Source organism: Microbacterium sp. 13-71-7, assembly GCF_002257455.1.
Classification (GTDB): Bacteria; Actinomycetota; Actinomycetes; order Actinomycetales; family Microbacteriaceae; genus Microbacterium.
Genome location: NZ_NCKN01000298.1, coordinates 1 through 4240, shown reverse-complemented (window position 1 = coordinate 4240; position 4240 = coordinate 1). Strand labels below are relative to the sequence as shown.

Below are 4240 nucleotides of genomic sequence, written 5' to 3'. Positions count from 1 at the left end.
CGGGGTCCGCGAGCACGGCGGACGCTTCGGCCGCGGCGAGCAGCACCACCCGGCTCTGCTCCTCGGCGAGCTGCCATGCGCCCGCCGTCCGGCGGATCTCGTCGTGCACGACGTCCTCGAGGGCGTCCGGGCTGTCCGCGACGGCGGCGAACGACGCGAACAGGCGCTCGAACAGCGACCTGTCGAACGGCGGCGGCATCGCGGTCTTGGTGGCGCTCGTTCCCGGCTCCGGTGGCAGGGGGAGGTCCTTCGCCGTCAGCCCCAGCGCCCTGGCGGCTCCTCGGCGATCGGACGGCGGTGCGCCGGCGGATCCGCTGCGGGACGCGACGAGGGCGGCGAACTCCTCTGCTGCGGAACCGCTCGCGCAGGAGTCCAGCAGGAGGCGAAGGGCATCCTGCGCGACCGCGTCGACGGGCGCGGTCCGGCGTGCCCAGGCGTCCGCGATCTCCCGTGCCGCCCGGGCCGCGACGGCGGGATCGCTCAGATGCGCGCGCAGCTCGGCGAGCCCTGGGCGGATCACGTGGTGCACCTCGGCGAGCGTGGCGGCGGCGATGTCTTCGGCATCGTGCGTCGGGGGGCCGTGGCGCCGGCCCAGTTCGAACGCGCGCTGGAAATAGAGGTCCTGGGGGTTGCCCCGCGTGATCCCGGCCCGGCGTCGCGCGCGCTTCAGCACGGTGAACCAGGCGGCCGTCGCGGCGAGATCGGCCTGCGCCGCGTCGAGCAGCGACTCCAGCTCACGGGCGGACTCGTCCGGGAGCACGGCGTGGGCGAGATGAGGGCGTGCGGAGGGCCGGATCACGAGCGGGTCGATCAGGAGCTTGGTCGTGCGGGCCAGCGGAGCGCCGGTGGGGTTCGTGAGAGGACCGACTCCGTCGAGCCGGCCCCAGGCCCGCGCGATCGCAAGACTGCGCGGCACGCCGCGCACCGGCGGACCGGGCGGTCGTGCGTCGGCGGTCATGCGGGGATCCTATCGAGGGCGCCGCTCAGTCGGTCAGCAGCGCCTCGAACTCGGCCTTCACGTCGGCGCGATAGGCGTCCGTGTCGAGCGATGCCGGAGGCACCTCGCCGTCGAGCACCGCGGTCATCCCCGCCGCGAGCGCGTCGTCGTCCTGCTCCACGATCCGGATCGCGCCCTGGGGCAGCGCGCCGTAGACGGATCCGAACGACGTCGACACGATCGGCAGTCCGCAGATCGCCGCCTCGATGAGCACCATCGGCTGCCCCTCGTAGAGGCTGGACAGCACGAAGCAGTCGGAGGCGGCGAGCAGCGCGTAGGGGTTGCGCTGCGCGCCGGTGAGGAACGCCGCCTCGGACAGGCCCGCGTCGTCGATCTGACGCTGCAGCTCGCCCTGCAGCGGGCCTCCGCCGACGATGAGCAACCGTGCTTCGGGATGAGCGCGGTGTACGGCGCCGAACGATCGGATCAGGCGCGCGTGGTTCTTCTCGGGGGAGAGGCGGCCCACCGTCACGAACCAGCGCAGTTCGCCCTCGTCGGCCTGGAGCGCCTCGTACCACGCCGGGCGGGGCGGGATCTCCCTGTCGGCCGCCTCGTATTGGGCGTCGGACTCCGAGAAGAACTCGCTCAGCGGCCGGCGCGCGCCGCTCACGACGTGCTCGACGTCGGGGAAGTTGCGGACCGTGCGGAAGCGGTCGGCGGGGGCGTACTCGGCGAGTTCGATGCGGTTCAGCTCGGTGAGCTGGTGCGACACCGAGACCAGCTGGTCGTATTCGGAGTACATCGAGAACACGGCGCCGAGACCCCGCTTCATGCTGGCCTTGCCGTTGACGGTGCGCTCCCGGTCGGACGCCATCTCGTTGTGCATCCAGATCGCGCGCACCGGATCCGGCCCGCCCTCGCTCACCGCGGGGGCGTGCAGCAGCAGGGTGGTCCACACGGGACCGTAACCGCTGAAGTCGGCGACCCAGTCGAAGCGGGCGTCGCCGAACACGCGCATCCACTCCGCCGTCCACAGCGCCTCGTGCCACGGCTCCGCACCCGGGGTGCGCGGGGCGCCGCGCCATTCATCGAAGCGCCGGCGCAGGTGCACGGCCTTCGACCCGTTCATCCCGCCGATGCGGAACACCTGCCGCACCTCGGCGGGGATCCTCGCCTGCGTGAGCGGATCCGTGCTGAGTCGCCTCTTGGGCAGCAGTGCGGTCACGTCGTAGCGGCTGTGGTCGATCGCGCCGAGCAGGTTGAGCGCGCTCGTGGTGATCCCGTTCGGCTTCATGCCGCCGAGGTACACGAGCAGGCGCTTGCGGCCGTCGTGCGCGGTGGGACGGGCGCGGTAGCCCTCCCTGACGCCGCCGAAGACGATGTCCACCACGCGCGCGGTCGCGCCGCCGTCCTCGAACGGGGCGAAGCGCTCGGCCCAGGAGGCGTACTGCGGATGCGGCTCCGCGCCGTCCAGCAGCGCTCCGAGGGCGCGGCCGGTCTCGGCCGCGTCGTCGGACACCGGCCCGGGCAGCGTGTCCAGCGGCATGTACGTGCCGCGGCCCGAGGAGTACAGGTCGGCGTCGGGGGTGAAGAACGCGATGGGGCGGCCCGTCGCCAGGTAGTCGAAGAAGATCGACGAGTAGTCGGTGACGAGGCCCGCCGAGGCCCCCAGCAGCACGTTCGACGGGATCGAGTTCGGCGCGAGGGAGCGTGCGAGCTCCGGGCGCGCCGAGGCGTGCGCGTGCACGATCTGGTGGGTCTTCAGCACGACGACCCTGTCGTTCCCGACGCCGGCCTGCAGCGCGGCGAGCTGGGCGGCCAGCTCGTCGATGTTGTCCTCGGGGTCGTCGAAGGACGTTCCCCGCCAGGTGGGCGCGAACAGCACGATCGGCTTGTCGCCGAGCACGACGCCGCTGCCCTCGAGCTCCGCGCGCACGGCCGCCTCAGCGGCGGCGTCGAGGCGCTGCCGGTCGATGCGGGGGTAGCCCTCCTCGATGAGCGTGCCGGGGTAGACGTTGGTGAGCCGGTAGGCGCCCTCGTACATGGTCTCGGCCATGAACGGGTTCGCCGCGAGGAGGTAGTCCGACATCAGGAAGTTGCGCAGGGTGTTGGCAGACTGCACGGCTCCGGACGGCATGTCGAAGCCCATGAGCTTGAGCGGCGTGCCGTGCCAGGTGTTCAGGTACACCTGGCCCTCCCGCTTGCTGAACCAGGTCGGGAACGTCGCGTTGTTGATCAGCCAGCCGCTCACGGCCAGGGCCTGACGGTAGGAGGCGGATCCGCGGCGGACGAACGAGACCCGTCGGTCTCCGGCGAACTCGGCTCTGAACCGCTCGATCGCGTCGTCGTCGGCGAGCGCCCAGACGTGCGTCAGCCGGGCGTACGCAGGGTCGGCCAGCAGGTGGCGGAAGATCGCCTCGGGGTTGCACAGCATGCCGTTGCCGGCGAAGGACTCGTACAGCACCTGATCGGGGCGCACGGGACGGGAGCGCCAGAAGGCGATGCGCTCCGCGTCGACGGCGCGCTTCAGGCGTCGGGCGGTGGAGCGGAAGCGCCGCACGGAGGAGGAGAGGGACACGGATCAAGGATATTAGGCGCATGCCGGGCGAATTCTCTGAGAACGGTGGATGACGGCCCGGTGACGAGTGCCGTCGTCGCCTGGAGCGCGCGGCTCGCCCGGGGGCGGCCTCGGAGGGGACGCCAAGACGCGCACGCTACGCTCGGGCGTCGTGACCAGTCAGGCCCTGCACCGTTCGTCGGCCCAGGAGACCCTGGACTCGGAGGAGCGCCTCGCCGATCCTCGCCGTCTCGGGCTGTGGGCGGCATTCGTCGGGCTGTTCGCGGTCGCCGCGAGCGCGGCCGGATCCTGGATCCCCTCGCTGTGGGGCGATGAGGCCGCGAGCCTCATGTCGGCGACGCGGCCGCTGCCGTCGCTCGTGCACATGCTGAGCTACGTCGACGCGGTGCACGGACTGTACTACTTCGGGCTGCACGCGTGGATCGACGTGTTCGGCCCCAGCGCCTTCTCGATCCGCTTCCCCTCCGCCCTCGCGATGGGCGTCTGCGCCGCCGCGGTCGTGTGGATGTGCGGACGCTTCGGGACGCTGCGCTTCGCGGTGCTCGCCGGCGTCTTCACGGCGATCCTGCCGCGGCTGATCTTCTCGGGGGAGGAGGCGCGGTCCTATGCGATGACGGCGGCGCTCGCCGCGGTGCTGTGTGCGATCCTGGTCGAGATCGCCCGCCGCGAGTCGCGGGCGCTCGGCGGCTGGATCGCGTACTCGGCCGTGCTCACGGTCGGCATCT

The 4240-nt window shown here is 72.0% G+C and carries 2 protein-coding genes and 1 pseudogene; 1 reads left to right on the top strand and 2 read right to left on the bottom strand.

Translation table 11 applies throughout. The features are described 5' to 3' along the window. Both B7X32_RS19040 and B7X32_RS19035 read right to left on the bottom strand, forming a co-directional pair. Positions 1 to 958 (bottom strand): hypothetical protein (locus B7X32_RS19040; protein WP_292723303.1); only part of this gene is annotated, 958 nt, incomplete at its 3' end. Between the two features lie 25 nt (positions 959 to 983). Next, a complete protein-coding gene (locus tag B7X32_RS19035; protein WP_292723301.1) occupies positions 984 to 3515 on the bottom strand; it encodes a glycosyltransferase in 2532 nt (843 codons plus the stop codon). A 151-nt stretch (positions 3516 to 3666) separates the two neighbouring features. On the opposite strand from B7X32_RS19035, the pseudogene B7X32_RS19030 reads away from it, so the two are divergent. Further along, positions 3667 to 4240 (top strand): annotated as a pseudogene (locus tag B7X32_RS19030) (hypothetical protein); the annotation flags it as partial.